The following is a 2,580-nucleotide window of genomic DNA, read 5'->3' as shown; positions in this document are numbered from 1 at the left end:
GTTAAGCCTTGATACTAGGAACCGCCGTATACGGAACCGTACGTACGGTGGTGTGGGAGGACGGCATGGGAACTAATCCCATGCCTCCTACCCGATTCTCCGCGCGTCGCCGGACTCCGCAACCTTATAATCAGCGTTTTCGTTTTTTCGAGCGGAGGAGCTGATGGCATCCAATCAGTACGAAACGCTCCTTCGGGAGATTTTTGAAAAGGGGACTCATAAGTCCGATCGAACTGGCACCGGCACCCGGTCGCTTTTCGGCTGCCAGATGCGCTTTCCGCTTTCGGAAGGCTTTCCGCTCGTGACGACGAAGAAGCTCCACCTGCGCTCGATCATTTACGAACTCCTCTGGTTCCTCTCGGGCTCGACAAACATTAAATATCTGCACGACCACAACGTGACGATCTGGGACGAGTGGGCGGATGAAAACGGGGACCTTGGTCCCGTTTATGGTCATCAGTGGCGCTCGTGGCCTACGCCCGACGGCGGCACGATTGATCAGATTTCGGATGTCCTCAGGCGCATCCGCGAGACGCCCGATTCACGACGTCTCGTCGTGACGGCCTGGAATCCCGCGGAGCTCTCCAAAATGGCGCTTCCGCCCTGCCACTGCCTCTTCCAGTTCTATGTGGCGGACGGGAAGCTCTCCTGCCAGCTCTATCAGCGCAGCTGCGACATGTTCCTGGGCGTTCCCTTCAACATCGCGAGCTATGCGCTCCTTACGCACATGATTGCCCAGCAGTGCGATCTGCAGCCCGGCGACTTCGTCTGGACGGGCGGCGACTGCCACATCTACGACAACCACATCGAGCAGACGAAGCTGCAGCTTTCGCGCGAACCCCGTCCCTATCCGAAGCTCGTCATCGCGCGGCGACCGGCTTCGCTCTTTGACTATCAGTACGAAGACTTCTCGTTCGAAGGCTATGATCCCTGGCCCGCCATCAAGGCGCCCGTCGCAGTGTGATCTGCCTCTAATCCCTGAATTCGCAACTGGAGACAAGCAGATGGCTTCAATTGAACTTATTGCGGCTGCCGCGAGAAACGGCGTCATCGGGGGCGGAAACCGCCTTCTCTGGCGCATCCCTGAGGATTTTGCGTTCTTTAAGAAGACGACTTTCGGCTCGCCCGTCCTGATGGGTCGGAAGACCTGGGAATCGATCGGAAGAGCCTTGCCCGGACGCCTCAACATCGTCATTACGCGAAGGCGTCTCTCAGTGCCTAAGGGCGTGCTCGTTGTCCGGTCGCTTTCTGAAGCCGTCGAGGCAGCCGGCGGTGCGGAGCGCATTTTTGTGCTCGGCGGCGGCGAAATTTATCGTCAGGCGATGCCGCTTGCGGACAAAATCTGGCTCACCAGCATCGATCAGGATTTCGAAGGCGATACGTGGTTCCCGACCATACCCCGGGCAAAATTCAGAAAGTCAGTTTTGAAAATCCTGTTTCCGACCGCTCGCCGGCCATGGCGGGTTGAGTTCGAGGAGTGGTCCCGCCGGTCCCTCTGAACGCACCTTCCGCACAGCAAGATTTCCACATAGGTTCCGACTTCAGAAGAGAAGCGGAACCTTTTCTTTTATTAAAGCCGGAATTCTTTGCAGCAGAAGGCGTTTCGAGATGAAATGCCATCCGGAAAGAGACACTTGTCCACAGGCCCGGGCGAAAGGTTTTCCACAGAAAATGTGCATAACTCCCCTTCAAAAAGTGCACAAATGCTTTCTTCGCAAAGGAATCATGCAGTTACGAATTTGCCTATTTTTTAGGCAAATCGATTTTGAGGCTTATTCAGAACTGTGTATTGAGGCGAACCAGGAGAAATGGCATACGTTTTCAAATGGCAATAAAAAAGAGCAACTGTTCATCACAGCTGCTCCAATTTCCAATGCGCTTTAAAGTGAAATGGTGCGCCAGGCAGGATTCGAACCCACGACCCTCTGGTTCGTAGCCAGATACTCTATCCAACTGAGCTACTGGCGCACGTATTTCTTTGCGCGGATCACTTTCGACAAAAGTCCAAAATGATCTTTTCTGCGAATTGTGTGGTGCGCCAGGCAGGATTCGAACCCACGACCCTCTGGTTCGTAGCCAGATACTCTATCCAACTGAGCTACTGGCGCATCAAAATTTGCAGAGCACGAACTATAGACGAAACATGCGGAAAAAGCAAGAGACAAAGAAAAATATTTTTGGAAGCCAATAAAAAGCCCGGCGATCCGAAGATGCCGGGCTGATATGGCGATGGTTTGGTCAGCGTGGAAGCCGATCAATCCTCTCGACGGGCAATCAGACTCACGAACCAGTGCTTTCCATCCTTTTCCGATTCCGTCTGGCCGATAAGCCTGTGGCCTGTCTGGCGGGCGAAATCGGAGAGATCAGGAAGACTGTGCGGGTCCGTGCTCCAGACGCGCAGGAGAGCGCCGGAAGGGAGCTTCGCAAGCGCTTTCTTGGCTTTGAGCACCGGCATCGGGCAGGAGAGGCCGGGAAGCATCAGCTCTTCGGCCTCTCCCGCGAGCGCGCAGCGTCCGCGGGACCCGTCATCAGAGACGCTCCTCAATCCAGGCGCGGGCCTTGACGAGCGCGTCGTGAGGT

The 2,580-nt window shown here is 55.4% G+C and carries 3 protein-coding genes and 2 tRNA genes; 2 read left to right on the top strand and 3 right to left on the bottom strand.

Features of this window, described 5'->3' with window-relative positions:
* Window positions 1–163: 163 nt before the first annotated feature.
* Both GBM95_RS11510 and GBM95_RS11505 read left to right on the top strand, forming a co-directional pair.
* Entirely contained in the window at window positions 164–964 is an 801-nt protein-coding gene (locus GBM95_RS11510) for a thymidylate synthase (protein ID WP_193222698.1), read from the top strand.
* Between the two features lie 40 nt (window positions 965–1,004).
* Window positions 1,005–1,499: a dihydrofolate reductase gene (locus GBM95_RS11505; RefSeq protein WP_152159219.1), complete on the top strand. Its 495-nt coding sequence runs from the start codon at window positions 1,005–1,007 to the stop codon at window positions 1,497–1,499.
* Window positions 1,500–1,891: 392 nt separating this feature from the next.
* Here GBM95_RS11505 and GBM95_RS11500 read toward each other — a convergent pair.
* The 3 genes from GBM95_RS11500 to GBM95_RS11490 form a co-directional block, all read right to left on the bottom strand.
* Window positions 1,892–1,968: transfer RNA gene (locus GBM95_RS11500), tRNA-Arg, on the bottom strand.
* A 63-nt stretch (window positions 1,969–2,031) separates the two neighbouring features.
* Window positions 2,032–2,108 (bottom strand) — tRNA-Arg (locus tag GBM95_RS11495).
* A 146-nt stretch (window positions 2,109–2,254) separates the two neighbouring features.
* A partial coding sequence (locus GBM95_RS11490) for a sulfurtransferase TusA family protein (RefSeq protein WP_404817503.1) occupies window positions 2,255–2,580 on the bottom strand: 326 nt, incomplete at its 5' end.

It is taken from the genome of Sutterella seckii (genome assembly GCF_009183815.1).
Lineage (GTDB): Bacteria > Pseudomonadota > Gammaproteobacteria > Burkholderiales > Burkholderiaceae_F > Sutterella > Sutterella seckii.
The sequence above is the reverse complement of the archived record's forward strand: the minus strand, read 5'-3'. Positions and strand labels throughout refer to the sequence as shown.